Here is a 25,618-nt window from a genome sequence, read left to right as displayed (position 1 = left end):
ACCATGCCCTCCCGTTTCCCAGATTCCCCGAGCCAGGACCGCTCACATTTGCTCACCCAGGAGGCCCTGCCCTGGATCGTCAACGGCCGTGCCAGCGATGAACAGCGCGCAGAAGTGGAAAATCACCTGGCCCAGTGCGCCGACTGCCGGGACGAACTCCAGACACAGCAGCAGGTGCAGGCAGCCATGGCATTGCCGCCCACACGCGTGCCCGATGAACAGGCGGGCCTGGACAAGCTGCTGGCGCGCATCGAACTGGATGCCCTGTGCGATCAACCGCTGCCCAAAACCGCCGCAGTTGCACGCCGGCAGGGTGGCCGGCTCACCTATGCCTTGGCCACCTTCGCCGTCTTGCAAGCCGTTGCCTTGGCCTTCATGGGACATCGCTTGTCCGAACAGGAACCATCGGCGTTCCAGACATTGAGCAGCCCTCCCGCCCCGGGCGCTGCGGGCGTCGGTCAGCCAAACGCCATCCGTGTCGTTCCCGATGGACGCATCACCCTGGCAGACTGGAAGGCGTTGCTGGATTCGTTGAACCTGCAAGTGGTCAGTGGCCCCAACGCGATGGGGGCCTATGCGGTGTCCGCGAAAGACATGCGCCAATCGAATACCCAGGCCCTGGAGCGGCTGCGCAGCACCCCGGGAATGCAGATGGTCGAACCCATCGGAGGCCCGCCATGACCACCCGTCTTCTGACTGCGGCCTTGCTGCTGGCATGCATGCTGGCTGGTTGCAGCAGCGTGCCGGCAGAACTCCCTCCTGACGCCACGACGATGCGGCCTTCCGGTGAGGCGGGCATGCGTGCCGACAGCACCCGCTACATCATCGTGGCGGTTCCCAATCCACTGGAACATGTGCCGGGCCGCGCGGGCACCAGCCTGTCCAGCTATGGCGCCCCGCCGCGCTACACCATGGGCAATCGTGCGGCAAGGACAGTCCAGGCCATCGCCGTGGACTACGGCCTGCGGGAAGTGACTGCCTGGCCGATCCCGCCGATGAATGCGCACTGCGTGGTGTTCGAGATCAGCGCCACCACGTCCCGCGAAGCGCTGCTGCATGCGCTTTCGCGCGATGCCCGCGTGCAACTGGCGCAGCCCCTGCAGGATTTTTCGGTCAATGCAGGCCCGGAGCCGGAGGCTTCGGCCGTGGCCTACAACGACCCCTACATGCCCTTGCAACAGGGCTTTGTGGACATGCAGGTGGCACGGGCGCACAAGCTCAGCACAGGCAAAGGAGCGCACATTGCCGTGATCGACACGGGTGCCCAGACGGAGCATCCGGAGTTGCGCGGGCAGATCGATGCCGCCTACAACCTCGTCGATGAAAATGCCGCGGGCTTTCAGCAAGATCAGCACGGGACCCAGGTCGCGGGCATCATCGCTGCGGTGGGCAACAACCTGCAGGGCATCGTGGGTGTCGCGCCCGAGGCGAAGGTAAGCCTCTACAAAGCCTGCTGGTATCCGGCGCATCAACCTTCGGCCGGGGCACGCTGCAACTCCTTCACCCTGGCCAAGGCGCTCGTGGCCGTGATGTCGTCCGATGCGCGCACCATCAACATGAGCCTGGGCGGCCCGGAGGACCCGTTGCTCAGCACGCTGCTGGGCCAACTGGTCAAACAAGGCCGTGCGGTGGTCGCAGCGCTGCCGTCCAGCGGAGAACGCACGGGTTTTCCCGCCGGAGTGCCCGGTGTGATCGTCGTGGGAATGGCCGACAACGCCAATCTGGCGGCCAAGGGGGTTCTGGCTGCCCCCGGAAAAGACGTGCTCACGCTGCAACCCCAGGGGCGCTATGACTTCGCCACAGGCTCTTCGATGGCCGCGGCCCACGTGAGCGGGATGATTGCATTGCTCCAATCCAGTGCCCCGCAACTCGACATCACGACGATCAAGAACCTCCTGCTGGACAGCGAAAAAAGTGTGGGCAAGCCATGGATGGTCAATGCCGAGCGGGCGCTGGAATCCCTGCCGAACCAAGGCCAGCGGCTGGCCAAACGCTGACCGGCCACCAACCAACCATCCATCCATCTGCCAGAAACGCGCTCTAGCCAAAAAGAAAACCCTCCAAGTCCGGACAGGACTTCGAGGGTTTCCGCACCAGCCAGCCGATGCCTCCCGGCACCCGCTGACGTGATTACATGTTGTCGATCATGACCTGGCCAAAGCCAGAGCAGCTCACTTGCGTCGCGCCTTCCATCAGTCGGGCGAAGTCATAGGTGACCTTCTTGCTGGCGATCGATTTCTCGATGGACCGGATGATCAGGTCCGCGGCTTCCGTCCAACCCATGTGGCGCAGCATCATTTCGGCCGACAGGATTTCAGAGCCGGGGTTCACATAGTCCTTGCCGGCATACTTCGGCGCGGTGCCGTGCGTGGCTTCGAACATCGCCACCGTGTCGGACAGATTGGCGCCAGGAGCGATGCCAATGCCACCCACCTGGGCCGCCAGAGCGTCCGAGATGTAGTCGCCGTTCAGGTTGAGCGTGGCCACCACGCTGTACTCGGCGGGGCGCAGCAGGATCTGCTGCAGGAAGGCGTCCGCAATGCTGTCCTTGATGGTGATGTCCTTGCCCGTCTTGGGGTTCTTGAACTTCATCCAGGGGCCACCGTCGATCAACTCGGCACCGAACTCCTTCGCAGCCAGCGCGTAGGCCCAGTCACGGAAGCCGCCCTCGGTGAACTTCATGATGTTGCCCTTGTGCACGATGGTCACGCTGGGCTTGTCATTGTCGATGGCGTACTGGATCGCCTTGCGCACCAGGCGCTCGGTGCCTTGGCGGGACACGGGCTTGACGCCAATGCCGGAAGTGTCGGGAAAGCGGATCTTCTTGACGCCGAATTCTTCCTGCAGGATCTTGATGAGTTTCTTGGCCTTTTCGGACTCGGCTTCGAACTCGATTCCGGCATAGATGTCTTCCGAGTTCTCGCGGAAGATCACCATGTTGGTCTTTTCGGGTTCCTTGACCGGCGAGGGCACGCCCTTGAAGTACTGGATGGGGCGCAGGCAGACATACAGGTCCAGCTCCTGGCGCAGCGCAACGTTCAGCGAACGGATGCCACCGCCCACGGGGGTGGTCAACGGGCCCTTGATGGAAACCACGTAGTCGCGCACGGCGTGCAGCGTTTCTTCCGGCAGCCACACGTCGGGGCCGTAGACCTTGGTCGACTTTTCGCCAGCGAACACTTCCATCCAGTGGATCTTCTTCTTGCCACCATAGGCCTTCGCCACCGCAGCGTCCACGACCTTCAGCATCACGGGAGTGATATCGAAACCAGTGCCGTCGCCCTCGATGTACGGGATGATGGGCTGATCCGGCACGTTCAACGACATGTCGGCGTTGACGGTGATTTTCTGGCCTTCGGCGGGCACCTTGATGTGCTGGTAGCTGGTCATTGAGCGGGTCTCTCCGGTGAAACGATGAAGGGGCTTCAGCTGGTTGGGCAAACGCGGTACAGCCGGCGATTCTAAGCCTTTAAAAAATCACATATTTCCTGTCAACGGCCTCCGTGACGACGCCGTTGTGGAGGTGCTTCGCGGCACTTCGCGCGGCTCCCATCCGAACCTCTTCAAGGAATTGGCATATATGAAAAAACTCCTCGCTGTCCTGGTTGCTGGTCTGTTCGCCGCTGGTGCTTTTGCACAAGGCGCAACGCCAGCCGCACCGGCAACCCCCGCCGTGACTTCCGCCCCCAGCGCCGAGCCAGCCGCCACCGCCCCCAAGGCGCACGCCAAGGCCAAGGCCAAGAAGCCTGCAGCCCACAAGGTCGCCCACAAGAAGGCCACCAAGAAGCACGCCAAGACGGCTGCCTAAAGAGTAAGCACCATCGTCGGCAAGGCCTTCAGCCCGTGCCGACGCCCTCCAAAAAAGCCCGCCTCCGCGGGCTTTTTTGCCTTTGGCTGCTACCCTTTCGATTCCCATTGCATTTATGGAAAGCCGGATGATGAAATCCCTTCTCGTGCGCGGGGCGCACGGTTCTGAAAAAGCCCTTGCCCCGCTTTTGGCTGCGCTCGTCCTCTCCGTCTGTACGGCGGCAGGCGCCCAGGAATCACCCCAGATGAACCTGCAGCGCGTCGAACTGGGTGCCGGCATGCACCGCATCGACGCCCAGGTCGCGGTGTCTCCGCAAGAGCGGCAGATCGGCCTCATGCATCGCAAGGAGATGCCCCAGCAGGAAGGCATGCTGTTCGTGTTCGAAGCGCCTGCCGTCCAGTGCTTCTGGATGAAAAACACGATCCTGCCCTTGACCGCTGCTTTCGTCGCGGACGACGGCACCATCGTCAATCTGGCGGACATGAAGCCGCAGACCGAAGATTCACACTGCTCCGAAAAGCCGGTGCGTTACGTGCTGGAAATGAACCAGGGCTGGTTCTCGAAAAAGGGGATCAAGGCGGGCTTCAAACTGTCCGGCACGCCCTTCGCCCGCCGCTGACCAGCTGAGCACGTTCACAAGCCCTCCATTAGAGACAGAAGGAATGCCAAAAACAAAAACGGCCCAACGGGCCGTTTTTGATTGGGCGCGGAACGCTCAGGCGAAGTTGCTTTCAGCAAACTTCCAGTTCACCAGCTTGTCGAAGAAGGTTTCGACGAACTTGGGGCGCAGGTTGCGGTAATCGATGTAGTACGCGTGCTCCCACACGTCGACCGTCAGCAGGGCCTTGTCGGCCGTGGTCAACGGGGTGCCGGCCGCGCCGGTGTTCACGATATCGACGCTGCCGTCGGCTTTTTTCACGAGCCACGTCCAGCCGGAGCCGAAGTTGCCCACGGCACTCTTCACAAAAGCCTCCTTGAAGGCGGCATAGCTGCCCCACTTGGCGTTGATGGCATTGGCCAGTGCGCCGGACGGCTCGCCGCCGCCGCTGGGAGCCATGCAACTCCAGAAGAAGGTGTGGTTCCAGATCTGGGCTGCATTGTTGTAGATGCCGCCACTGGACTTCTTCACGATTTCCTCAAGCGTCATGCTCTCGAATTCCGTGCCCTTTTGCAGATTGTTCAGGTTCACCACGTAGGCGTTGTGGTGCTTGCCGTGATGGTATTCCAGGGTTTCCTGGCTGTAGTGAGGCGCCAGTGCGTCGATCGCATAGGGCAACGGTGGCAGGGTATGTTCCATGGTGCAGTCCTTCGTGGGTTGAAATTCTTGGAATGGGACCGCTGCCCTCCAGGGGCTGGCGCGGTCCGAACGGGCATTGTAGAAAGTAATAGCAGCGCCTGCTGTAGGCGAGGGCCAATGGCAGAAAAAGCGCCCCAACCGCTCCATTCACAGCAACCGTCGCGGTGACACCTGCAGATCGATCTCACCATCGGTCACCGCCGCCCGGACGGCGTCGCCTGGCCGCACCTGAGCCACCTTCGTCACCGGGTGGCCTTGCGCATCGGTGAGCAGTGCATAGCCCCGCTGCAGGACGAGATGCGGATCCAGCAACTGCAGGCGCAGCGCCGCACGGTCCAGCCGCTCGGACTGGCGGCCCATTCGCCGCTGGAGGATTTGCGGCAACTGTGCCTCCAGCGCTTGCTGCTGCTGAGTCAGGTGCTGCATTTTCAGTAGCACACTGTGGCGCATGCGCTCCGCCAGCCGTGCCAGACGCGTCTGCTGGCGCGCCACCAGGCCGGAAGGCCGGCCCAGGCGCTGGGCCACCAGGTCCAGGCGTTGATGGCGCACATCGAACTGCGCCTGAACACCGTCCGACAAGCGATCGGCCAACAGATCGATGGCGCCCAGCCAGACGGCCCGTGGCTGGGAGATGAGTTCAGCGGCGGCGGTCGGCGTCGGTGCGCGCAGATCGGCGCAAAAATCGGCAATCGTGAAGTCGGTTTCGTGCCCGACACCGCAAACCAACGGCACCGGACTCTGGACGATGGTGCGAGCCAACTGCTCGTCATTGAATGCCCACAGGTCCTCCATGGACCCGCCGCCCCGCACCAGAAGGATGACATCGATGGTGCACGGGGGCTGGCGGGACGCCGTGCCCTGCGCCCCGTTGCCCGCGTCCACCAGTGCGTAGAGCTTGGACAGCGCGGCCCGCATCGACGCCGGGGCATTGGCGCCCTGCACCAGCGCGGGCACCAGCGTGACCGGAATGTGCGGCACGCGCCGGCGCAGGGCGGTCACCACGTCGTGCAGGGCCGCCGCGCCCGGGGAAGTGACCACGCCGATGCCACGCGGCATCAAAGGCAAGGGCCGCTTTCGCGCGCTGTCGAAAAGCCCTTCGGCCTCCAGTTGCGACTTCAGCCGCAGGAACTGCTCGAACAAGGCACCCTGGCCGGCCCGCTGCATGCTTTCGACGATGAGTTGCAGATCGCCGCGCGCCTCGTACACCCCCAGGCGGCCGCGCAGCTCGACCAGTTCCCCGTCCCGCGGGGCGAAGTCGAGCAACAGGGCGGCACGGCGGAACATGGCGCAGCGGATCTGGCCCTGGCCGTCCTTGATCGTGAAATAGCAATGCCCGCTGGACGCGCGCGAAAAGCCCGTGATCTCGCCCTGCACGGCCACGGGATTGAAGCGAGCCTCCAGGGTGTCAGCAATGGCGCGGCATAGCGCCCCAACCTGCCAGATACGTGGCGCCGTTGCGAGGTTCATGCCGTCAGACACCGATGGCGCAAGGGGTTGCAGGCCATTGCCAAGGGGCACTAGTCCACAGCGCGTGAGGATGGCCTATTTGCCTGGCATCCACGCACACATCCCCGCGCATCGCTAGCAGATACGTGCAACCCATTGATTTCAAACGTTTTTTCGGTGCGTTATTTTTCATCAATCTGTCAAATTCAAGGGCTGGTGCCGCTTGGCGGGCCATCGCAGCCCGGTTGCCCACAAAGTTATCCACAGAAAATGTGGGTGACGGCAGGGGATGGGAAGGCGCAGAACGGGCCGGGTCGTCCGGCCGTTTTTCGGCACGGACCACCGCATCAACTGGGCCATAATCGCGGATTGCTTCCATCTGCGCGGAGAGAGAATTGCTGTCGATCATACAAGCCGCAGGCTGGCCGATCTGGCCCTTGATAGCCTGCTCCGTCCTGGCGCTGGCACTCGTCGTGGAGCGCTTCATCGCCCTCAAAACCGCGCGGGTCGCACCTCCCAAGCTGCTGGATGAAGCGATCACCGTGTCTTCCCGCTCCGTTCCCACACCCGATGTGGTGAACCAGCTGGCGCAGAACTCCGCCTTGGGTGAGGTGCTGGCCAGCGGCCTGCGCACGCTCAACAGCAATCCGCAAAGCACCGAAGCCGACGTGCGCGCGGCGATGGAGAGTTCCGGCCGGGCCGTGGCGCACCGCCTCGAAAAATACCTCAGTGCGCTCGCCACCATCGCGTCCGCTGCCCCGTTGCTCGGCCTGCTGGGCACGGTGATCGGCATGATCGAGATTTTCGGCTCCCAAGCGGGGGCCGGCCAGTCCGGCGGCGGCAACCCGGCCCAATTGGCGCAGGGCATTTCCATTGCGCTGTACAACACGGCGTTCGGCCTGATCGTGGCCATTCCGGCGCTGATCTTCTGGCGCTACTTCCGCAGCCGCGTGGACGCCTATCTGCTGACCCTCGAATTGGCCTCCGAGCAGTTCGTGCGGCACATCAGCCGGCTTCGCAAGTGAATCATGGCCCACACCCCATCGGCTGAACGGACATGAACTTTCGCTCCCGCCCCACCGAAGCGCCGGAAATCAACCTGATTCCGTTCATCGACGTGCTGCTCGTGGTGCTCATCTTCCTGATGCTGTCCACCACCTACAGCAAGTTCACCGAACTGCAACTGACCCTGCCCGTGGCCGATGCCGAGCAGCAGCGCGACCATCCCAAGGAAGTGATCGTGGCGGTTGCCGCGGATGGCCGCTATGCCATCAACAAGCTGGCGGTCGAGGGCAAGAGCGTGGACGTGGTGGCCCAGGCATTGGCCGCGGCGGCCAGCGCCGGCAAGGACAGCGTCGTCATCATCAGTGCCGACGCCAATTCGCCGCACCAGGCGGTGGTCACCGTCATGGAAGCCGCGCGCCGCGTGGGCTTGTCGCAGATCACCTTCGCCACCCAGTCCACGGCCAGCGCCGGCAAGTAGCCGCGATGGCTGCCGCCGGGCCGCAGCCGCCCTCTGCACCCTCTTCCACCGCCCCCCATACCCAGGCATCCACCCTGCAAGCGGCCTGGAAACGGCGTGGGCCGCTGGCTTGGGCGCTGTGGCCGTTGTCCTGCCTGTATCGGATCGCGGTAGCCATTCGGCGAGCGCTTTATCGGCTGGGCGTCCTGCGCGCCGAGCGCGTGGCGGTGCCGGTGATCGTCGTGGGCAACGTGATCGCCGGAGGGGCGGGCAAGACCCCGGTCACGCAGGCCATCGTGCGACATCTGGTGGCGCGCGGATGGCAGCCTGGCGTGGTGTCGCGCGGCTACGGGCGGTCCACCGACGACTGTCGCGAAGTGTGCGCGGACAGCCGCGCGACCGAAGTGGGCGACGAGCCTTTGCTGATCGCGAAGCGCACGGGCGTTCCCGTGTTCGTGGCGCGGCACCGGGCGCAGGCGGCGCGCGCACTGCTGGCACAGCATCCCCGCACCGATGTGATCGTTTGCGACGACGGCCTGCAGCATCTGGCGCTGGCCCGCGACATCGAAATCTGCGTATTCAACGACGACGGCGTGGGCAACGGATTCCTCCTGCCGGCCGGACCACTGCGCGAACCCTGGCCACGCCAGGTCGACTGCGTGCTCCATGCCGGACGGGCTCCGGCCGGCACATCGCCGGCGTTCTCCCTGAGACGCTCGCTCGGGCCGGACGCCATGCGTGCGGACGGCAGCACCGAGCCCCTGGCGCAGTGGCGCGGCCGGCCTTTGCATGCCGTGGCCGCCATCGCCAGGCCACAGGAATTCTTTGCCATGCTGCGGGCAAGAGGACTCACGCTGCAGCAGACCACCGCCTTGCCCGATCACTATGATTTTGATAGCTGGAAAGACAATCAAAACGCCGGCATGACGCTGGTTTGCACCGAAAAAGACGCCACCAAGCTGTGGCGACTCCACCCCCAGGCGCTGGCCGTGCCGCTGCACCTGGAAATCGACAGCGCTTTTTTCTCCCTGCTGGACGAGCGGTTGCGGGCTGCCGCACGCCGCTCGCTATCATCGCCCTCCGACTGACCCCGAAGCCACTACCGCCATGGATCCCAAACTGCTCGAACTGCTGGTCTGCCCCGTCACCAAGGGCTCGCTCACTTTCAACCGGGAGCGGCAGGAACTGGTGTCGCGCAGCGCCCGCCTGGCCTACCCGGTGCGCGACGGCATTCCGGTGCTGCTCGAAAACGAAGCACGCACCCTGACGGACGAGGAGCTGGAGGCGTGACCGTATCCGCCAGGCCCTTCACCATCCTGATACCGGCGCGGCTGGCCTCCACGCGGCTGCCCGACAAGCCGCTGGCCGACATCGCCGGACTGCCCATGGTGGTGCGCGTGGCGCAACGCGCGGCGCAAAGCCAGGCCACCCGCGTGGTCGTGGCCACGGACGATGCCCGCATCCTTGCAGCCTGCCAGGCGCATGGCGTGCAGGCCCTGCTCACGCGGCCCGACCATCCGAGCGGCAGCGACCGCCTGGCCGAGGCTTGCGAACAGCTGGGCCTGGCAGGCGACGACATCGTGGTGAACGTGCAGGGCGACGAACCGCTGATCGACCCCGCGCTGATCGATGCGGTGGCCGCCCTGCTGCCTGCCCGCACGGACGCCAGCATGGGGACCGCCGCCCATGCCATCGACACGCTGGCCGACTACACCAACCCCAATGTCGTGAAGGTCGTGCTCGATGCGCGCGGTCTGGCGCACTACTTCAGCCGGGCGCCCATTCCGCATGCACGCGACCATGCCGGCGCTGCCTGGTGGACGCAGGGGCCCGATGGCGCGGCCACCGGCGTGCCGCCAGGGTATGCGCCGCTGCGCCACATCGGCCTCTACAGCTACCGCGCCGCATTCCTTCGGCAGTTTCCGGCCCTGCCGCCCGCGCCCACCGAAGCGGTCGAGGCACTGGAGCAGTTGCGGGCGCTGTGGCACGGCCACCGCATCGCCGTGCATGTGACCGCTTCGGCACCCGGCCCCGGCGTGGACACCCCCCAGGATCTGGAACGCGTGCGAGCGCTGTTTTCCTAGCGTTTTCAGAGTCCCCGCCGTGTCAGGAAAGCGCGTGGACCCACGTGCTATCCTTGCCCGCGATCAGAGCGCCGCATCCCGGGCCGGAGGCAAGCCCGTGGCCAGTGGCGCCAGCCGAATTCAACACTTAGAGGACATCCATGAGACTGATTCTTTTGGGCGCACCCGGCGCCGGAAAGGGCACGCAGGCCGCATTCATTTGCCAGAAATACGGTATTCCGCAAATCTCCACCGGTGACATGCTGCGTGCTGCCGTCAAGGCGGGCACGCCACTGGGGCAGCAGGCCAAGGCCGTCATGGATGCGGGTGCGCTGGTCAGCGACGACCTCATCATCAATCTCGTGAAAGAGCGCATTGCACAGCCCGACTGCGCGTCCGGCTTCCTGTTCGACGGATTTCCCCGCACGATCCCGCAGGCCGACGCCATGAAGGCCGCGGGCGTCAAGCTCGACTATGTGCTCGAGATCGACGTGCCCTTCGATGCCATCATCGAACGCATGAGCGGCCGCCGCTCCCACCCGGCCAGCGGTCGCACGTACCACGTCAAGTTCAACCCACCCAAGGTGGAAGGCAAGGACGACGTGACCGGCGAAGACCTCATCCAGCGCGAAGACGACAAGGAAGCCACCGTCAAGAAGCGCCTGGATGTGTACAGCGCCCAGACCCGTCCGCTGGTGGAGTACTACTCCAGCTGGGCCAAGGCCGATCCGGCCGGCGCTCCCAAATACCGCGCCATCAGCGGCACGGGCAGCGTGGAAGAGATCACCCAGCGCGCGCTGGCTGCACTGGCCGGCTGATTGCTGGCTGAACCCGCACGGCACCTCGGCCGTGCCTGAAACGGAAACGCCCCGCTCTGCGGGGCGTTTCCGTTTCAGGGGCGCCGAGGCCGGGCGAGCAGATCGAGCAGCAGGCTGATGCGGGCCTTCACCGGGCTCAACCCCTCCGAGTGGGGCAAGGCGTCCCCCGGCTTGGGCAGCACCCGGCCCAGCGGGCAGCGGGTGGCCACGCGCACTTCCACACCGCTCTCGTGCGCGCGCTCCAGCGCTTTGGCCAGGGCATGGTGCAACGTGCCGTTGCCCGTCGCCGCCACCACGAGGCCATCCACGCCGTCGAGCACCAGCAGGTCGACGATGCGGCCGTCGGCGCCGACATGGTTCATGAGCACCTCCACCCGCGGCCACAGGTAAGTGTTGGCGATGTGGTGAAACGCATCCAATCGCGCAACCGAAGGGGCCGGCCAGCCATGGGCCAGGCGAACCGCGCCCTCCTCCACCCAGCCCAGCGGCCCGGCGTCTCCTGAACTGAAGGCATCCACGCGATAGGGGTGCACTTTCTGCACGTCGCGCGCGGTGTGGATCGTGCCTGCCACCACCGCCAGCACCCCGCGCGCCCCGGGCGTGGCCGCCAGTGCCACCGCATCGAGCAGATTCTGCGGACCGTCCGGCGCGATCGCCGTTGCCGGCCGCATGGCGCAGGCCAGCACCACGGGGCGTTCGGCAGTGTCCAGGACCGAGTCCAGGAACCACGCCGTCTCCTCCAGCGTGTCGGTTCCGTGCGTGACCACCACCCCGCGCACATCGGGATCGGCCAGCAACTGCGTGCAGCGGTGGGCCAGTTGCCGCCATACGGCGAAATCCATGTCCTTGCTGTCGATCTGCGCGATCTGCTCGGCTTCGATCCGGCCACGGGCCGCCTGCGCCAACCCGGGAATCGCCTCCAGCAACTGCCCCACGCCCACCTGCCCGGCGGTATAGCCGATGTTGTCTCCGGCCTCGGCGGCCTTGCCCGCGATGGTTCCGCCGGTGCCCAGCACCACGATTTTTCCTGTGCCCACTTGCACGCTCCAAAAAACTGGTTAAAAATACAGTGACTGGATTAAAAAACAGGCCTCTCTCTGCCTATCCGTTCAGCACCGGAGTCACTCATGTTCGACAGTCCCAAGCTCACCGCCCGCCAGCAGCAGATCCTCGATCTGATCCAGACCGCCATCTCCCGCACCGGCGCGCCCCCCACCCGGGCGGAAATTGCCGCCGAGTTCGGCTTCAAATCCGCCAACGCGGCAGAAGAGCACTTGCAGGCCCTGGCCCGCAAGGGCGTCATCGAACTGGTCAGCGGCACGTCGCGCGGCATCCGGCTGCGCAGCGACACGGTGCGCTCCATCAATGCCGCCCGCGGCACGCAGTTCAACCTGCCCATTCCAGGCCTGTCGCAGCTATCGCTTCCCCTGGTGGGGCGGGTGGCGGCAGGGTCGCCCATTCTCGCGCAGGAACATGTCGACCAGACCTACAGCGTGGAGGGCAGCCTGTTCCAGCACAAGCCGGATTACCTGCTCAAGGTGCGCGGCATGTCCATGCGCGATGCGGGCATCATGGACGGCGACCTGCTCGCCGTGCAATCCACCCGCGAGGCGCGCAACGGCCAGATCATCGTGGCCCGATTGGGCGATGACGTCACCGTCAAGCGCCTGCGCCGCACGGCCACGGCCATCGAGTTGCTGCCCGAAAACCCCGACTACCCCGTCATCACCGTGCATCCGGGCGAGCCTTTCGAAATCGAAGGGCTCGCCGTGGGCCTGATCCGCAACACCATGCTGATGTAGCCCAGCGCACACCGCCGCAGGTGGCGGGCGTCTGGCGGCCAGGGGCATGAAGCCCTGGCCAGCCAACCCTGCGGCAGTGTGTTTTTCCTCGGCAATCCTGCCTGTGTTCAACCCCCTCGCACTTCGCTGGAGTTTTCACATGGGATTTGCCCTGCTCGCTTTTTCTTCCTTTTCGCAACCGCTGAATGCGTTGGCGCGGTGGCTGCGTGCCCCTGCCTGCCGCCCTCCGCAGCAGGACCGCAGGGCCGCCGCAGGCCAGCCGGGCGGCGGCGCCAGCGGCAGAGGCACGGTGCATGCCGTTGCCCCGGGCCTCCATGCCGACGCCATCGGCCCGTCCGCCACGCGGCGGGCAGCCATCGAACCGCTGCCATGCACCGCCTTGGAAAGTGCGGCGGCAGAGGGCCTGCCGTGTCCTCCAGCGCTTGCTCCGCTGCCCCGGCGCTTCGTGGTGGTTCGGCCGCGGCAGGTACCGCCCGACCAGCCCGTTTCAGCATGGCCTCCCACGCCGGCGGCCACCCCGTCTGCACGGGCATGGTCCAGTACCAGCGCCAATGACAGTGCGGCATTTGCGGGTTGCAGCCGCCCCCGGCCCGCTGTGCGCCCGCTGCGGGTGCTGGATCGCCGCGGTCCCGGTGCGGCGGCGCGCGTGCTGATCTCCGGCCGCATGGCCGATGTCTGCGCGGAACTGGACCGCCTCGTGCGGGCCGAGGCGGCCTTGCAGGCGCCCCATTGAGGCCGCACATCCCGGCCGCACCGAAAGCCCGGCAGCGCTGAAGCACCCGGAGGTGCTTGGTGGGTGCTCAGGAGAAGCCGCTCCGCGATGAATGGGTACAAGCAGCGTTGGGCAAGTCATCCACCATGGGTCCCGTGCCCCGCCGCCCACCGTACCGGTGTCGATGCGAAGCGCCGCGCGGCACAGCCTGGCTGCCCGCCTCAGCTGTTGAGTTGCGCCCAGAGCTTGTCCAGCCGCTTCACGCTCACCGGCTGCGGGGTTCGCAACTCCTGGGCGAAAAAGCTCACCCGCAACTCTTCCAGCAGCCAGCGCAGTTCCTGCATGCGCGCATCCACCGCGCCCTTGCGTTCGGCCACCAGGCGCCAGTAGCGCTGCTCCTGCGGGCGCAGTTCGGCAAGCTTGGCGGCGTCGCGCGCCGGATCGGCACGGTATTTGTCCAGCCGCAGCGTGATCGCCTTGAGGTAGCGGGCAAAGTGCACCAGTTGCGCCCACGGTGCCGCGGCCAGGAACGCCTTGGGCATGAGGCGCTGCAGTTGCTGCTGCGCGTCCTGCACGGCTTCGGGTGCGTTCTTGGTGTCCTTGATCTTGCGGGCCGCGGCAGCGTACTCCAGCAAGATCGTGCCGGCGAGCCGCGCGACCTCGTTGGCGATCAGGGTCAGCCGGCCGCGTCCCTCGTCAACCCGGCGCTTGAATGCGGCCTCATCGGTGGGCAACGGGTCGAGCAGGAAGGCCCGGTCCAGCGCCACGTCGATGATCTGGCTGCGCAGCTCTTCCTGCGTGCCCAGCGGCATGTAGGCCACGGCCATCTTCTGCAGGTCGGGAATGTTCTTTTCCAGGTACTTGAGCGCGTCCTTGATCTGCAGCGCGAACAGGCGGCGCAGGCCCGCACGGTGCCGGGCGGCGGCCAGTTCGGGCTCGTCGAACACCTCGATGGTGACGGCATCGCCACCGTCGATGAGCGCGGGAAAACCGATCAGCGTCTGGCCGCCCTTGCGGATCTCCATCAGCTCGGGCAGCTCGCCAAAGGTCCATGCGGTGTGGCGCTGACCGGCGGGCGCCTGCCGGGCCGAAGCGGCCGGCGCCGTCACCACTGCAGGGCCGCGGCGCCCCGCTGCAGCGGGAGGCGCTTCACTTTTGATAGCAGAATGCCCTAGTACTTCTTGTGCTGGAGCCTGTTTTTCTTCAAAACCCTTGGCATCGCCGCCCAGCTTGAGCCCCGCCAGGGCCTGGAAGGCGCCGCGCGCCTTCGCACCCCATTCGGCCTTGAGGGCACCCAGGTTGCGCCCATGACCGAGCTGGCGCCCGTGTTCGTCCACCACGCGGAAGTTCATGAACAGGTGCGGGCTCAGCATGTCGAGCTTGAAATCGGCCCGCTTGACGTCGAGCGAGGTCTCATCGCGCACCTGCTTGAGCAGCACCTCGACCAGGCTGCCGAGGCCGAAGCGTTCGGGCGTGCCGAGCAGCCCGGCCAGCCGGGTTGCGCTGTCGGGCAGCGGCACGAACCGGCTGCGGGGGCGTTGCGGCAGGCTCTTGAGCAGGGCCTGGATCTTGGACTGCAGCATGCCGGGCACCAGCCATTCGCAGCGCTCGTCGCTCACCTGGTTGAGCACGAACAGCGGCACGGTGACCGTGATGCCGTCGCGCGCATCGCCCGGCTCGTGCAGGTAGCTCGCCGCGCAATCCACGCCGCCCAGCCGCACCGTGCGCGGGAAGGCATTGCCGGTGATGCCCGCGGCCTCGTGGCGCATGAGTTCTTCGCGCGTCAGCTTGAGCAGGTCGGGGTTCGACGCGCTCGCCTCACGGTACCACGCCTCGAAGCTGTACCCGCTGCACACGTCGGCCGGCAACTGCTGGTCGTAGAAGGCATAGATCAGTTCGTCGTCCACCAGCACGTCCTGGCGGCGCGATTTGTGTTCGAGCTCTTCGACCTTGGCGATGAGCTTGTGGTTGGCGGCCAGAAAGGGCAGCCGGGTTTCCCACTGCCCGCCGATCAGCGCCTCGCGGATGAAGATGTCGCGCGCCGCGTACGGGTCCACCTTGCCGAAGTTCACCCGCCGGTTGTTGTAGATGACGATGCCGTACAGCGTGGCGCGCTCCAGCGCATTGACCTCGGCCGCCTTCTTTTCCCAATGCGGGTCGAGCAGCTGCTTCTTGAGCAGGTGCCCGCCCAGTTGCTCGATCCACTGCGGCTCGATGGCCGCGATGCCCCGGCCGAAGAGGCGCGTGGTCTCCACCAGCTCGGCCGCGACGATCCAGCGCCCGGGCTTCTTGGACAGGTGCGCGCCCGGGTGCTTGTAGAACTTGATGCCGCGTGCGCCCAGGTACCAGTCGTCCTCGTCGCTCTTGACGCCGATGTTGCCCAGCAACCCGGCCAGCATGGACAGGTGGATCTGCTCGTAGCTGGCAGGGCGGTCGTTGATGCGCCAGCGGTGTTCGGTCACCACGGTCAGCAATTGCGTGTGGATGTCGCGCCACTCGCGCAGACGGCGCACGCTGATGAAGTTCTGGCGCAGCAGCGATTCGTACTGGCGGTTGCTGAGCTTGTGGGTGGGCGCAGCCGCTGCGGCCTCGGTGGCCGCTGGCGGCATCACGGCCGCCGCGGCCATGCGCTGTGCCACGGGCAGCACGGCCTGCGAGGGTGCGCCCTTGCGTGCGGCCTGCTTTTGCATGCGCGCCGACGGCAGGGTGGTCGCGCCGCCGCGCGCTTCGTTGATCCATTTCCACAGCTTGAGGTAGCCGCTGAACTCGCTCTTTTCGTCGTCGAACTTGGCGTGGGCCTGGTCGGCCTGCTGCTGCGCATCCATGGGGCGGTCGCGCACGTCCTGCACGCTCAGGGCGCTGGCGATGATGAGCACCTCGTCCAGCGCCTGGCGCTCACGCGCCTCCAGGATCATGCGGCCCACGCGCGGGTCGAGCGGCAGGCGCGACAGCTCCTGGCCCATCGGCGTGAGTTCGTTGGATTCGTCCACCGCGCCCAGTTCGCCCAGCAACTGGTAGCCGTCGGCGATCGCGCGGCCCGAAGGCGCCTCGATGAAAGGGAACTGCGCCACGTCGCCCAGGTGCAGCGACTTCATGCGCAGGATGACGCCGGCCAGCGAGGACCGCAAAATTTCTGGGTCGGTGAACCGGGGCCGGCCGTTGAAGTCGGCCTCGTCGTAGAGCCGGATGCAGATGCCGTTGGCGACGCGGCCGCAACGGCCCGCGCGCTGGTTGGCGGCGGCCTGGCTGACGGGCTCGACCATCAGCTGTTCCACCTTGCTGCGGAAGCTGTAGCGCTTCACGCGCGCGGTGCCGGCATCGATCACGTAGCGGACGCCGGGCACGGTGAGCGAGGTCTCGGCCACGTTGGTGGCCAGCACGATGCGCCGGCCCGTGTGCCCGTCGAAGATGCGGTCCTGCTCGGCCTGCGACAACCGCGCGAACAGGGGCAGCACCTCGGCATTGCGCATCACCGGCTGGTGCGCCAGGTGCTTGCGCAGGTGATCGGCCGCCTCGCGGATCTCGCGCTCGCCGGGCAGGAAGACGAGGATGTCGCCGCCCGCGTTGCCGGCCCACAGCTCGTCCACGCCGTCGGCGATGGCCTCGTTCAGGCCGTAGTCGCGCGACTCTTCGAACGGGCGCCAGCGCTGCTCGACCGGAAAGGTCCGGCCTGACACGTAGATGATGGGCGCCGGAATCAGCTCCGCGCCCTGCGGCCCGGCTGCCTGCGCCGCATCGCCCTGCGGCCCCTCGCCGGACCTGGAGCGGCCGGTCAGGCGCCGCGGCAGCGCGAAGTGCTTGGCAAATCGGTCGGCATCGATGGTGGCCGAGGTGACGATCACCTTCAGGTCGGGCCGGCGCGGCAGGATCTGCCGCAGGTAGCCCAGCAGGAAGTCGATGTTCAGGCTGCGCTCGTGCGCCTCGTCGATGATGAGCGTGTCGTAGGCCTTGAGCAGGGGGTCGGTCTGGGTCTCCGCCAGCAGGATGCCGTCCGTCATGAGCTTGACCGAGGCGTCGCGCGACAGCCGGTCCTGGAACCGCACCTTGTAGCCCACCACGTCGCCCAGCGGTGTCTGCAGCTCTTCGGCGATGCGCTTGGCCACGCTGCTGGCGGCGATGCGGCGCGGCTGCGTGTGGCCGATGAGCTGGCCTTTCTGCCCCGGCGCGGCGTTGCATTTGCCGCGCCCCAATGCCAGCGCGATCTTGGGCAGTTGCGTGGTCTTGCCCGAGCCGGTCTCCCCGCACACGATGATGACCTGGTGCTCCCGCATCGCCGCCATGATTTCGTCGCGCCGCGCCGAGACGGGCAGCGACGGCGGGAAGGTGATGCGCAACGGCGCGCTGGGCGCACCGGCGGTGGAGGAAGAAGGGGAAGAAGAGGAAGGCGCGGATTCGGTCATGAAGGGCTGCATTATCCGAGCCCGCCGTTGGCCCTGCACAACAAGGGCCGCCAGGGGCCACGGCAGGCCTTGCCACGCCCGCGAAGCCGCTTCGATAATCGCGCCTTCGCTTCACCAGCGCTGCAACGAGCACCCTTGCTGCGCACCTTTCAGGAGCTTTTTTTCCATGCCTCATTTGTTCACCCCCCCTCACTGAACACGGTTCCTTGCCCCGGCTGAACCGTGTCGCTCACACACCGTTCAGCCAAGGTGGCTGCGCTCCCCCGCCCCATTCGAACGGGGTGCGCCGCACAAAAGCCCTGGCTTGCTCAGCCGGGGCTTTTTGTTTTTCAGGAATCGCACATGAGTGCTCAAAAACGTTCCCGCGCCTTCCAGCAAGGCCGGGTCAAGGCCTTGCGCCGCATGAAGCAGCCGATGGTGCTGCACCTCGAAGCCAGCGCACCGCCGCGCAACCCGGTGGCCCGCGCGCTGGCGGCGCGCGGCGCCAGCGCCGCGGCAGGCAAGCACATCCGCAGCCAGGGCGCGCAGCGCCGCGCCGACCGCATGGCGCTGCAGCGTGCCGTGCGCCGCGGCGCGGAAGGCTGATCCGCCGGTGCTCACCGGGCACCAGGCCGGCAGGGCACCGTGGACCGGACCCTTTCGTGGAAAAATGACACGACCGGGTCCGGCCCACACCCCCCTCTTCTCCTCGCTGCCCTGCGCAGCCGCACACATGCCCGCCACAGCCTCCGCCACTCCCGCCCTTGCCGAACACGCCACCCAGGCCAGGGCGGCCGGGCCTGCCGACCGGCGCCGGCACGTCGTGGTGATCGGGGCCGGCATCGTGGGCACGGTGTGCGCGATCGAGATGCTGCGCTCCGGCCGCCAGGTCACGCTGCTCAACCCCCATGCCCCCGCCGGCGAAGAAGCCCCCAGCTATGGCAATGCGGGCTGGCTGTCTTCCCATTCCATTCTTCCGCCCGCAGGGCCCGGCATGTGGAAGCAGGTGCCTGGCTACCTGCTGGACCCGCAGGGCCCGCTCACCGTGCGCTGGGGCTATCTGCCCCGCGCCCTGCCGTGGCTGTGGCGCTTCTTGCGCTCGGGCCGCACGCCCGCGCACGTGGCCCGCACCGCGCATGCCCTGCGCCAGTTGCTGCGCGATGCGCCGGCGCTGCATGCCCGGCTGGCCGGCGAAGCCGGCGTCCCGCATCTGGTGGCCCAGCGCGGCCTGCTGCACGCCTATCGCTCGCGGGCGGACTTCGAAGCGGATGCGCTGGGCTGGCGGCTCCGCGGCGAGGAAGGCATCGCATTCGAGACGGTGGAAGGCGCCAGCCTGCGCGCGCAGGAGCCCGACCTGGCCTCGGCTTACGGCTTCGGCGTGCGCGTGGCCGAAGCCGGACACTGCGCCAACCCCGGCGCCTACCTCGCTGCCCTGGTGGCCCATGCGCAATCCCTCGGCGCGCGATGGGTCACGGGCCAGGCCACCGGGCTGCACATCGAGGCAGGCCGCTTGCACGCCGTTCGGACCGACCAGGGCGACCTGCCCTGCCAGGGTGCGGTCATCGCGGCGGGCGCCTATTCGCGGCCGCTGGCCCGAGCCGCCGGCGACCGTGTGTGGCTGGACACCGAGCGCGGGTACCACGCGATGCTGGACGTGCAGGCCCGCGCCGGGGAGCGCCCGCCCGCCGGCCCCCGTACCTCCACGATGGTGATGGACCGCAAACTCATCGTGCACCAGATGGCGCACGGCCTGCGGGTGGCGGGCCAGGTGGAGATCGCCGGCCTGCACGCCGCACCCGACTGGCGCCGCGCCCGCATCCTGCTGGGACACGTATTCGATCTGTACCCTTCGCTGCCCCGCGCCGCACTGGAGGACGGCGCCCGATTCTGGATGGGCCGGCGTCCGAGCACCAGCGACGGACTGCCCTGCATCGGCCCCGCCAGCGCCTGTGCTGACGTCATCCATGCCTATGGCCACGGCCATGTGGGCCTGGGCGCTTCGGCCCGCACGGGACGGGTGGTGGCGCAGTGCATGGACGGGCAGCTTCCCGAGATCGACCTGGCGCCGTTCCGTCCGCAGCGATGGCGACGATAATTCGGCCGCAGCGGAAAACGACCCGCCCTCCCCACGCAACCTGCGCCACCCCGCAGGGTGCAGTCCCCGCTCCCTTCACCCTTTCGCCATGTCCGCCGTCTTCAACTTCACCTTTGTCCCCTGGTTCCGCTCGGTTGCGCCGTACATCCACAAGTTCCGCCACCAGACCTTCGTGATCGGGCTCACGGGGGAGGCCATCGCGGCCGGCAAGCTCCAGGCCATCGCGCAGGACCTGGCCATGATCCAGGCGATGGGCGTGAAGATCGTGCTCGTGCATGGCTTTCGCCCGCAGGTGAACGAGCAGCTTGCGGCCAAGGGGCATGCCGAGAAATATTCGCACGGCATCCGCGTCACCGATTCGGTAGCGCTCGACTGCGCGCAGGAGGCCGCGGGCCAGTTGCGCTACGAGATCGAGGCCGCCTTCAGCCAGGGCCTGCCCAACACGCCGATGGCGGGCTCCACGGTGCGCGTGATCTCCGGCAACTTTCTGACGGCGCGGCCCGTGGGCATCGTGGAAGGGGTGGATTTCCAGCATTCGGGCCTGGTGCGCAAGGTGGATGTGGCGGGCATCCGGCGCTCGCTCGACATGGACGCGCTGGTGCTGCTGTCGCCCTTCGGCTTCTCGCCCACCGGCGAGGCCTTCAACCTGACGATGGAAGAGGTCGCGACCTCGGTGGCGATCGCGCTCAAGGCCGACAAGCTGGTCTTCGTGTGCGAGGTGCCCGGCATCCGCATGAACCCCGACGAGCCCGAGAGCGACGACAACCCGATCGACACGGAACTGCCGCTGGCCCAGGCCCGGCAGATGCTGGCCCGCGTGCCGCCCAGCCAGCGGCCGACCGACACCGCGTTCTATCTGCAGCACTGCGTGAAGGCCTGCCAGAACGGCGTGGAGCGCAGCCACATCATTCCTTTCGCGGTGGACGGTGCGCTGCTGCTGGAGATCTACGTGCACGACGGCATCGGCACCATGGTGGTCGATGAGAAGCTGGAAGAACTGCGCGAGGCCACGCCGGACGACGTGGGCGGCATCCTGCAGTTGATCGAGCCGTTCGAGAAGGATGGCACGCTCGTCAAGCGCGACCGCACCGAGATCGAACGCGACATCGCCAACTACACCATCATCGAACACGACGGCGTGATCTTCGGCTGCGCGGCGCTCTACCCCTATCCGGAGGGCAGCACGGCCGAGATGGCGGCCGTGACCGTGTCGCCGCACAGCCAGGGCACGGGCGACGGCGAAAAGCTGCTCAAGCGCATCGAGCAGCGGGCGCGGGGCATGGGCCTGACCAGCCTCTTCGTGCTCACCACGCGCACCATGCACTGGTTCATCAAGCGCGGCTTCCAGCCCGTGGACCCCGAGTGGCTGCCCGAGGCCCGCAAGCGCAAGTACAACTGGGACCGCCGCAGCCAGGTGCTCGTCAAGAAACTGTAGGCGGCGGCCCGGCCTGCGGCCACACCGCTCAGGCGGCGACCGCCCGGGCCACCTGGCGCGCCACCTCGGCGATGGTGGCATCGCGCTTTTCCGGCGTGGCGGTGGTCTGGGTGATGTAGCAGGTGACCACGATGGGCGCACCGCCGCCGGGCGGCCACAGCACGCCGATGTCGTTGGACGAACCCTGGTTGCCCGTGCCCGTCTTGTCGCCCACCTGCCAGCCCGGCACGCCGGAACGCAGCCGCTTGTCGCCCGTCTTCGTGGCCACGATCCATTCGACCAGCTGGGCGCGCGAGGCCGGGCTCAGCGCATCGCCCAAGGCCACCTTGCGCAGCGACTGCAGCATGGCCTGCGGCGTGGTGGTGTCGCGCGGATCGCCCGCGATGGCCTCGTTCAGCGTGGGCTCGGTGCGATCCAGCCGCGTCACCGTGTCGCCCAGGCTCCGCGCGAAGGCGGTGAAGCCCTGCGGGCCGCCGTGGCGCGACAGCAGCAGGTTGGCCGCGGTGTTGTCGCTCAGCGTGACGGTGCCTTCGCACAGCTCGCCGACCGTGATGCCGACGTCGCCCACCCGCTTTTCCGTCACCGGCGAATAGGCGACGAGCGCCGACGCGTCGAAATGCACCCGGCGGTCCAACGCCTCCTGGCCCCGGTCGACCCGCTCCAGCATCCACGCGGCCAGCAGCAGCTTGAAGGTGCTGGCCATGGGAAAGCGCTCGTCCTGGCGCCAGCCCAGCGACAGCCCGGAGCCGGTGTCGAGCATGGCGACCCCGAGCCGCGCGTTGGGGTGGCCGTCCAGTGCCGATTCGAGCCGCTGCATGGCGGCCTGCCAGGCCACCTCCCGCGCGTTGCGCTGGCCCGCAGGCGCGGCGGCATGGGCCGGGCCGGCCCACAAGGCGGCCGTCGAAGCGGCGGCCACGGCGGCGAAGAGATCAAAGGAAAACTGGCGTCTTTGCATGGAATGAACCTGTCGTTGAAAGCAAGAAGACCCGAACGATAGAGACATGTCGGCCAGAGCACCATCGACAATAATCGGGAAGAGCCCCAAGAAAAACTGCTTGCTACTTGCCCGCCTGATTCCGACGCCATGCACTTGCCCCTCAATGCCCTGCGCGCCTTCGAGGTCTCGGCGCGCCACCTCAATCTCACCCGTGCGGCCCAGGAACTGTGCGTGACCCAGACCGCGGTGAGCCAGCACATCCGCAACCTCGAAGAGCGCCTGGGCAAACCGCTGTTTCGGCGCCTGCCGCGTGGGCTGGCATTGACGGACGAAGGCCTGGCCCTGCTGCCGGTGCTGGCCGACGCGTTCGGCCGCATTGCCGGTGCCCTGGAGCAGTTCAGCGACACCCGCCCCCGCGAAGTGCTCACCGTCGGCGCCGTGGGCACCTTCGCCGTGGGGTGGCTGCTGCCGCGGCTGCGCGAGTTCCAGCAGGCATGTCCCTTCGTGGACCTGCGCCTGCTCACGCACAACAACCGGGTGGACATCGCGGGCGAGGGACTGGACTGCGCCATCCGGTTCGGGGACGGCGCCTGGCATGGCACCGAGGCCGACCGCCTGCTGGAAGCGCCGCTGTCCGCCATGTGCGCGCCCTCCATCGCCCCGCGGCTGCGAGCGCCGGCCGACCTGGCGCACGAATCGCTGCTGCGTTCGTACCGCGCGGACGAGTGGGCCGCCTGGTTCAGCGCGGCCGGTGTGCCCTGCCCGCTCGTGCGGGGCACGGTGTTCGACTCCTCCCTGGCCTTGGCCGAGGCCGCCGCGCAGGGCGCGGGCGTGGCGCTGCTGCCGGTGCGGCTTTTTCAAAGGGAGTTGCAACAGGGGCGGCTCGTGCAGCCCTTTGGCACGCACATCGCATTGGGTGCCTACTGGCTCACGCGCTTGAAATCCCGCCCGCCCAGTGCTGCGCTGCAGGCCTTTCGCGGCTGGCTGCTGGCCGGCTGCGGCAGTGCATCGAGCAACCCGGCCTGATCGGCCGCCCGCGCCCCGGCCGTTCCAGATGCCCCGCTATCATCGCCACCCCATGCCCGAGATCCTCACCGCCGCCCTCTACCATTTCGTCGATCTGCCCGACTGCGCCGCACTGCAGCCACCACTGCAATCCGTGTGCGAGGCCCATGGCGTGCGGGGCCTGCTGCTGCTGGCGCCAGAGGGGATCAACGGCACGATCGCAGGGGAGCCCGCAGGCGTGCGGGCCGTGCTGGCCTGGCTTCGTGCCGATGAGCGGCTGGCCGGCCTGCGCCACAAGGAGGCGCTGGGCGACCGCATGCCGTTCTACCGCATGCGGGTGCGGCTCAAGCGCGAGATCGTCACCCTGGGCGTGACCGGACTGGACCCGGCACGCAATGCCGGCACGCACGTGCCGCCGGCGCAATGGAACGCCCTGATCGACGACCCCGAGGTGGTGGTGATCGACGTGCGCAACGACTATGAAGTGGGCATCGGCAGCTTCGCCCGGGCGATCAACCCGCGCACGCGCAGCTTCACGGAGTTTCCGGCCTGGGTGGAGCAGCAGCGCGCGCCGGGCGGCGTGCTGGCACACCGGCCCAAGGTGGCCATGTTCTGCACGGGCGGCATCCGGTGCGAGAAGTCCACCGCCCTGCTCAAGTCGCAGGGCTTCGACGAGGTGTTCCACCTGGACGGCGGCATCCTGCAGTACCTGGAAGACGTGCCCGCCGAAGACAGCCGCTGGCACGGCGATTGTTTCGTGTTCGATGAACGCGTGTCGGTCGGCCACGGCCTGTCCACAGGCCGGCACCAGCTGTGCCGGTCCTGCCGCATGCCGCTGGGCGAGGCCGAGCTCGCATCGCCCCAGTACCGCCCCGGCGTGAGCTGCCCCTATTGCCATGGCACGCGCACGCCCGAGCAGGAGCGCGCCCTGGCCGAGCGCGAGCAACAGATGGTGCTCGCGCGGCAGCGCGGGCAGGACCACATCGGTGCGCGCCTGGGCTCCTCCTCAGGTGTGGCGCAGTCCGACGATGATCAACCCTCAGACACGTCCAACGGCCTGCCCGTGCTGTATTCCTTTCGCCGCTGCCCCTACGCCATGCGCGCCCGCATGGCGATCGCGGCCAGCGGACAGGCCTGTGAATTGCGCGAGGTGGTGCTGCGCGACAAGCCGCAGGCGTTGCGGGACGCATCGCCCAAAGCCACGGTGCCCGTGCTGGTGCTGCCCGATGGCCGGGTGCTGGAACAAAGCCTGGAGATCATGCGCTGGGCGCTCGCTCGCCACGATCCACAGGGCTGGATGGCCGAAGATGCCGCAACGGCCCGGGACGCCGATGCGCTCATCGCGGCCTGCGACGGCACCTTCAAACAGGCCCTGGACCGCTGCAAGTACCCGAACCGCTATCCGCAGCAGACCGGCACGGTAAACGGCGCGAATGACGCACCAATGCCCCAGGCCACCGCCACCGCGTTCCTGGCCCAGTGGGATGCGCGGCTGGCGCAAAACGCCTTCCTGTGCGGTCCGCAGCCCACGCTGGCCGACGTGGCCATCATGCCGTTCGTGCGCCAGTTTGCGGGCATCGACGCCATGGCTTGGCAGGCGGGCCCCTGGCCCCATGTGCGAAAGTGGCTGACAGCGTGGGAGGCCAGCACGGCGTTCACGCAGGTGATGGACAAGAGGGCGCCCTGGGTGCCCGGAACCCGGGGCCCGGTGTTTCCCGCCCAGGAGCCCGTGGCAGCGCCGGCACCGATCTGAAGGATTTGCAACGCCCAAGAAAAAGGCGCCTGTTCAGGGCGCCTTTTTCATTCAACGGGGTTCAGGCGGGTTTCAAGCCGCAGCCAGAGAGCGGCGGTTGGCGCCCCCTCGCCCGCCACGGGCCAGCAGCACCAGCAGCACGACGGCCATGAGCACGAAGCAGATGAACGACCAGTTGGCGATGGAGCCGCCGAGGAAGGTCCAGTCCACCGCAGCGCAGTCGCCCGAACCGCGGAAGATCATGGGGATCGCGCGGCCGATGGGGAAGTGCTCGATCATTCCGTAGAAGTCGCGCCCGCAGGTGGCAATCTCGGGCGGGTACCACTGCAGCCAGCTTTGCCGCGCCGCCACGAAGGCGCCGAATCCCGACGACAGCAGCGCCAGGAAGGCCCACGACATCCACCAGCCCCGGGTGCCCCGGGCGCTGGCCAGGGCCGCAAACACCGCGACCCCAATGAGCGCATAGCGCTGCACGATGCACATCGGGCAGGGCTCGAGCCCCACGACATGCTGCAGGTACATGCCAAAAGCCAGCATGGCCACGCAGGCCGCCGCGATGAGGCCCAGCACGCGGCGGGGCGCGGCATCCAACCAGTTCAACACCAT

The 25,618-nt window shown here is 67.3% G+C and carries 25 protein-coding genes; 17 read left to right on the top strand and 8 right to left on the bottom strand.

Annotation, left to right across the window (positions count from 1 at the left end):
* Positions 1–3 precede the first annotated feature (3 nt).
* Both AVKW3434_RS02135 and AVKW3434_RS02130 read left to right on the top strand, forming a co-directional pair.
* A complete protein-coding gene (locus tag AVKW3434_RS02135) occupies positions 4–681 on the top strand; it encodes an anti-sigma factor family protein (RefSeq protein ID WP_284403957.1) in 678 nt (225 codons plus the stop codon).
* Positions 678–1,997, top strand: coding sequence for a S8 family serine peptidase (locus tag AVKW3434_RS02130; protein WP_284403956.1), 1,320 nt, complete (start codon positions 678–680; stop codon positions 1,995–1,997). The genes AVKW3434_RS02135 and AVKW3434_RS02130 overlap by 4 nt, the downstream gene beginning before the upstream one ends.
* Before the next feature lie 133 nt (positions 1,998–2,130).
* Here AVKW3434_RS02130 and icd read toward each other — a convergent pair whose 3' ends face one another.
* Positions 2,131–3,390 carry an NADP-dependent isocitrate dehydrogenase gene (gene icd, locus AVKW3434_RS02125; RefSeq protein ID WP_284401220.1) on the bottom strand — a complete coding sequence of 420 codons (1,260 nt, stop codon included), beginning with the start codon at positions 3,388–3,390 and terminating at the stop codon, positions 2,131–2,133.
* A gap of 190 nt (positions 3,391–3,580) precedes the next feature.
* Here icd and AVKW3434_RS02120 point away from each other — a divergent pair, with 190 nt between their 5' ends.
* Positions 3,581–3,808 carry a hypothetical protein gene (locus tag AVKW3434_RS02120; RefSeq protein WP_284401218.1) on the top strand — a complete coding sequence of 76 codons (228 nt, stop codon included), beginning with the start codon at positions 3,581–3,583 and terminating at the stop codon, positions 3,806–3,808.
* Positions 3,809–3,938: 130 nt separating this feature from the next.
* Complete coding sequence (locus tag AVKW3434_RS02115; protein ID WP_284403955.1) at positions 3,939–4,427, top strand: DUF192 domain-containing protein; 489 nt, start codon at positions 3,939–3,941, stop codon at positions 4,425–4,427.
* Positions 4,428–4,523: 96 nt separating this feature from the next.
* On the opposite strand, the gene AVKW3434_RS02110 is transcribed toward AVKW3434_RS02115, so the two are convergent.
* The 3 genes from AVKW3434_RS02110 to AVKW3434_RS02100 form a co-directional block, all read right to left on the bottom strand.
* Complete coding sequence (locus tag AVKW3434_RS02110; protein WP_284403953.1) at positions 4,524–5,105, bottom strand: superoxide dismutase; 582 nt, start codon at positions 5,103–5,105, stop codon at positions 4,524–4,526.
* Between the two features lie 147 nt (positions 5,106–5,252).
* On the bottom strand, positions 5,253–6,572 hold the full coding sequence (gene xseA, locus AVKW3434_RS02105; protein WP_284403951.1) for an exodeoxyribonuclease VII large subunit: 1,320 nt from the start codon (positions 6,570–6,572) through the stop codon (positions 5,253–5,255).
* 4 nt (positions 6,573–6,576) lie between these two features.
* Positions 6,577–6,960: a hypothetical protein gene (locus AVKW3434_RS02100; RefSeq protein WP_284403949.1), complete on the bottom strand. Its 384-nt coding sequence runs from the start codon at positions 6,958–6,960 to the stop codon at positions 6,577–6,579.
* Between AVKW3434_RS02100 and AVKW3434_RS02095 the strand changes: the two genes are divergently transcribed.
* From AVKW3434_RS02095 to adk, 6 genes are all read left to right on the top strand, one after another.
* Complete coding sequence (locus AVKW3434_RS02095) at positions 6,947–7,576, top strand: MotA/TolQ/ExbB proton channel family protein (RefSeq protein WP_272569077.1); 630 nt, start codon at positions 6,947–6,949, stop codon at positions 7,574–7,576. The two genes, AVKW3434_RS02100 and AVKW3434_RS02095, sit on opposite strands and share 14 nt — an antisense overlap.
* A 32-nt stretch (positions 7,577–7,608) precedes the next feature.
* Positions 7,609–8,034 (top strand): ExbD/TolR family protein, encoded by a 426-nt coding sequence (locus AVKW3434_RS02090; RefSeq protein ID WP_284403947.1) that lies wholly within the window; start codon positions 7,609–7,611, stop codon positions 8,032–8,034.
* A 5-nt stretch (positions 8,035–8,039) separates the two neighbouring features.
* Positions 8,040–9,101: a tetraacyldisaccharide 4'-kinase gene (gene lpxK, locus AVKW3434_RS02085; protein WP_284403945.1), complete on the top strand. Its 1,062-nt coding sequence runs from the start codon at positions 8,040–8,042 to the stop codon at positions 9,099–9,101.
* Positions 9,102–9,120: 19 nt separating this feature from the next.
* Complete coding sequence (locus AVKW3434_RS02080) at positions 9,121–9,303, top strand: Trm112 family protein (RefSeq protein ID WP_272547767.1); 183 nt, start codon at positions 9,121–9,123, stop codon at positions 9,301–9,303.
* A complete protein-coding gene (gene kdsB, locus AVKW3434_RS02075; RefSeq protein ID WP_284403943.1) occupies positions 9,300–10,097 on the top strand; it encodes a 3-deoxy-manno-octulosonate cytidylyltransferase in 798 nt (265 codons plus the stop codon). Before AVKW3434_RS02080 ends, kdsB begins: the two co-directional genes overlap by 4 nt.
* A gap of 140 nt (positions 10,098–10,237) precedes the next feature.
* Positions 10,238–10,894: an adenylate kinase gene (adk, locus tag AVKW3434_RS02070; protein ID WP_272569073.1), complete on the top strand. Its 657-nt coding sequence runs from the start codon at positions 10,238–10,240 to the stop codon at positions 10,892–10,894.
* 74 nt (positions 10,895–10,968) lie between these two features.
* On the opposite strand, the gene AVKW3434_RS02065 is transcribed toward adk, so the two are convergent.
* Positions 10,969–11,937, bottom strand: a complete 969-nt coding sequence (locus AVKW3434_RS02065; RefSeq protein WP_284403941.1) for an asparaginase — start codon at positions 11,935–11,937, stop codon at positions 10,969–10,971.
* 84 nt (positions 11,938–12,021) lie between these two features.
* On the opposite strand from AVKW3434_RS02065, the gene lexA reads away from it, so the two are divergent.
* Positions 12,022–12,696, top strand: a complete 675-nt coding sequence (gene lexA / locus AVKW3434_RS02060; RefSeq protein WP_284401200.1) for a transcriptional repressor LexA — start codon at positions 12,022–12,024, stop codon at positions 12,694–12,696.
* Positions 12,697–12,835: 139 nt separating this feature from the next.
* Entirely contained in the window at positions 12,836–13,429 is a 594-nt protein-coding gene (locus AVKW3434_RS02055; RefSeq protein WP_284401199.1) for a hypothetical protein, read from the top strand.
* A 200-nt stretch (positions 13,430–13,629) separates the two neighbouring features.
* On the opposite strand, the gene hrpA is transcribed toward AVKW3434_RS02055, so the two are convergent.
* A complete protein-coding gene (hrpA, locus tag AVKW3434_RS02050) occupies positions 13,630–17,808 on the bottom strand; it encodes an ATP-dependent RNA helicase HrpA (RefSeq protein ID WP_284403939.1) in 4,179 nt (1,392 codons plus the stop codon).
* A gap of 342 nt (positions 17,809–18,150) precedes the next feature.
* Here hrpA and AVKW3434_RS02045 point away from each other — a divergent pair, with 342 nt between their 5' ends.
* The 3 genes from AVKW3434_RS02045 to argA all read left to right on the top strand — a co-directional run bounded on the left by AVKW3434_RS02045 (position 18,151) and on the right by argA (position 21,317).
* On the top strand, positions 18,151–18,393 hold the full coding sequence (locus tag AVKW3434_RS02045) for a hypothetical protein (RefSeq protein WP_284403937.1): 243 nt from the start codon (positions 18,151–18,153) through the stop codon (positions 18,391–18,393).
* 127 nt (positions 18,394–18,520) lie between these two features.
* On the top strand, positions 18,521–19,882 hold the full coding sequence (locus AVKW3434_RS02040; RefSeq protein ID WP_284403935.1) for an NAD(P)/FAD-dependent oxidoreductase: 1,362 nt from the start codon (positions 18,521–18,523) through the stop codon (positions 19,880–19,882).
* Between the two features lie 88 nt (positions 19,883–19,970).
* Positions 19,971–21,317, top strand: a complete 1,347-nt coding sequence (gene argA, locus AVKW3434_RS02035) for an amino-acid N-acetyltransferase (protein ID WP_284403932.1) — start codon at positions 19,971–19,973, stop codon at positions 21,315–21,317.
* Between the two features lie 28 nt (positions 21,318–21,345).
* Here argA and bla read toward each other — a convergent pair whose 3' ends face one another.
* Positions 21,346–22,272, bottom strand: a complete 927-nt coding sequence (gene bla, locus AVKW3434_RS02030) for a class A beta-lactamase (protein WP_284403930.1) — start codon at positions 22,270–22,272, stop codon at positions 21,346–21,348.
* A gap of 129 nt (positions 22,273–22,401) precedes the next feature.
* On the opposite strand from bla, the gene AVKW3434_RS02025 reads away from it, so the two are divergent.
* Together AVKW3434_RS02025 and trhO are read left to right on the top strand one after the other, a co-directional pair.
* Positions 22,402–23,280, top strand: a complete 879-nt coding sequence (locus tag AVKW3434_RS02025; protein WP_284403928.1) for a LysR family transcriptional regulator — start codon at positions 22,402–22,404, stop codon at positions 23,278–23,280.
* Positions 23,281–23,332: 52 nt separating this feature from the next.
* The gene (trhO, locus tag AVKW3434_RS24205; RefSeq protein WP_349816812.1) at positions 23,333–25,012 is read left to right on the top strand and encodes an oxygen-dependent tRNA uridine(34) hydroxylase TrhO; all 1,680 of its coding nucleotides are present in this window, start codon (positions 23,333–23,335) and stop codon (positions 25,010–25,012) included.
* Between the two features lie 72 nt (positions 25,013–25,084).
* Here the strand turns inward: trhO and AVKW3434_RS02010 are convergent, their stop codons facing one another.
* Positions 25,085–25,618 (bottom strand): disulfide bond formation protein B, encoded by a 534-nt coding sequence (locus AVKW3434_RS02010; RefSeq protein WP_284403926.1) that lies wholly within the window; start codon positions 25,616–25,618, stop codon positions 25,085–25,087.

The organism is Acidovorax sp. SUPP3434 (assembly GCF_030159015.1).
Classification (GTDB): Bacteria; Pseudomonadota; Gammaproteobacteria; order Burkholderiales; family Burkholderiaceae_C; genus Paracidovorax.
The sequence above is the reverse complement of the archived record's forward strand: the minus strand, read 5'-3'. Positions and strand labels throughout refer to the sequence as shown.

What these genes read in the sequence shown, in the direction of transcription:
- AVKW3434_RS02110 (WP_284403953.1), bottom strand. Translation starts at nt 5,105, where the DNA reads ATGGAACATACCCTGCCACCGTTGCCCTATGCGATCGACGCACTGGCG.
- AVKW3434_RS02055 (WP_284401199.1), top strand. Translation starts at nt 12,836, where the DNA reads ATGGGATTTGCCCTGCTCGCTTTTTCTTCCTTTTCGCAACCGCTGAAT.
- bla (WP_284403930.1), bottom strand. Translation starts at nt 22,272, where the DNA reads ATGCAAAGACGCCAGTTTTCCTTTGATCTCTTCGCCGCCGTGGCCGCC.
- AVKW3434_RS02045 (WP_284403937.1), top strand. Translation starts at nt 18,151, where the DNA reads ATGAGTGCTCAAAAACGTTCCCGCGCCTTCCAGCAAGGCCGGGTCAAG.
- xseA (WP_284403951.1), bottom strand. Translation starts at nt 6,572, where the DNA reads ATGAACCTCGCAACGGCGCCACGTATCTGGCAGGTTGGGGCGCTATGC.
- lexA (WP_284401200.1), top strand. Translation starts at nt 12,022, where the DNA reads ATGTTCGACAGTCCCAAGCTCACCGCCCGCCAGCAGCAGATCCTCGAT.
- hrpA (WP_284403939.1), bottom strand. Translation starts at nt 17,808, where the DNA reads ATGACCGAATCCGCGCCTTCCTCTTCTTCCCCTTCTTCCTCCACCGCC.
- AVKW3434_RS02100 (WP_284403949.1), bottom strand. Translation starts at nt 6,960, where the DNA reads ATGATCGACAGCAATTCTCTCTCCGCGCAGATGGAAGCAATCCGCGAT.
- AVKW3434_RS02025 (WP_284403928.1), top strand. Translation starts at nt 22,402, where the DNA reads ATGCACTTGCCCCTCAATGCCCTGCGCGCCTTCGAGGTCTCGGCGCGC.
- AVKW3434_RS02120 (WP_284401218.1), top strand. Translation starts at nt 3,581, where the DNA reads ATGAAAAAACTCCTCGCTGTCCTGGTTGCTGGTCTGTTCGCCGCTGGT.
- AVKW3434_RS02080 (WP_272547767.1), top strand. Translation starts at nt 9,121, where the DNA reads ATGGATCCCAAACTGCTCGAACTGCTGGTCTGCCCCGTCACCAAGGGC.
- lpxK (WP_284403945.1), top strand. Translation starts at nt 8,040, where the DNA reads ATGGCTGCCGCCGGGCCGCAGCCGCCCTCTGCACCCTCTTCCACCGCC.
- AVKW3434_RS02135 (WP_284403957.1), top strand. Translation starts at nt 4, where the DNA reads ATGCCCTCCCGTTTCCCAGATTCCCCGAGCCAGGACCGCTCACATTTG.
- AVKW3434_RS02115 (WP_284403955.1), top strand. Translation starts at nt 3,939, where the DNA reads ATGAAATCCCTTCTCGTGCGCGGGGCGCACGGTTCTGAAAAAGCCCTT.
- AVKW3434_RS02010 (WP_284403926.1), bottom strand. Translation starts at nt 25,618, where the DNA reads ATGGTGTTGAACTGGTTGGATGCCGCGCCCCGCCGCGTGCTGGGCCTC.
- icd (WP_284401220.1), bottom strand. Translation starts at nt 3,390, where the DNA reads ATGACCAGCTACCAGCACATCAAGGTGCCCGCCGAAGGCCAGAAAATC.
- argA (WP_284403932.1), top strand. Translation starts at nt 19,971, where the DNA reads ATGTCCGCCGTCTTCAACTTCACCTTTGTCCCCTGGTTCCGCTCGGTT.
- AVKW3434_RS02130 (WP_284403956.1), top strand. Translation starts at nt 678, where the DNA reads ATGACCACCCGTCTTCTGACTGCGGCCTTGCTGCTGGCATGCATGCTG.
- AVKW3434_RS02040 (WP_284403935.1), top strand. Translation starts at nt 18,521, where the DNA reads ATGCCCGCCACAGCCTCCGCCACTCCCGCCCTTGCCGAACACGCCACC.
- AVKW3434_RS02090 (WP_284403947.1), top strand. Translation starts at nt 7,609, where the DNA reads ATGAACTTTCGCTCCCGCCCCACCGAAGCGCCGGAAATCAACCTGATT.
- trhO (WP_349816812.1), top strand. Translation starts at nt 23,333, where the DNA reads ATGCCCGAGATCCTCACCGCCGCCCTCTACCATTTCGTCGATCTGCCC.
- adk (WP_272569073.1), top strand. Translation starts at nt 10,238, where the DNA reads ATGAGACTGATTCTTTTGGGCGCACCCGGCGCCGGAAAGGGCACGCAG.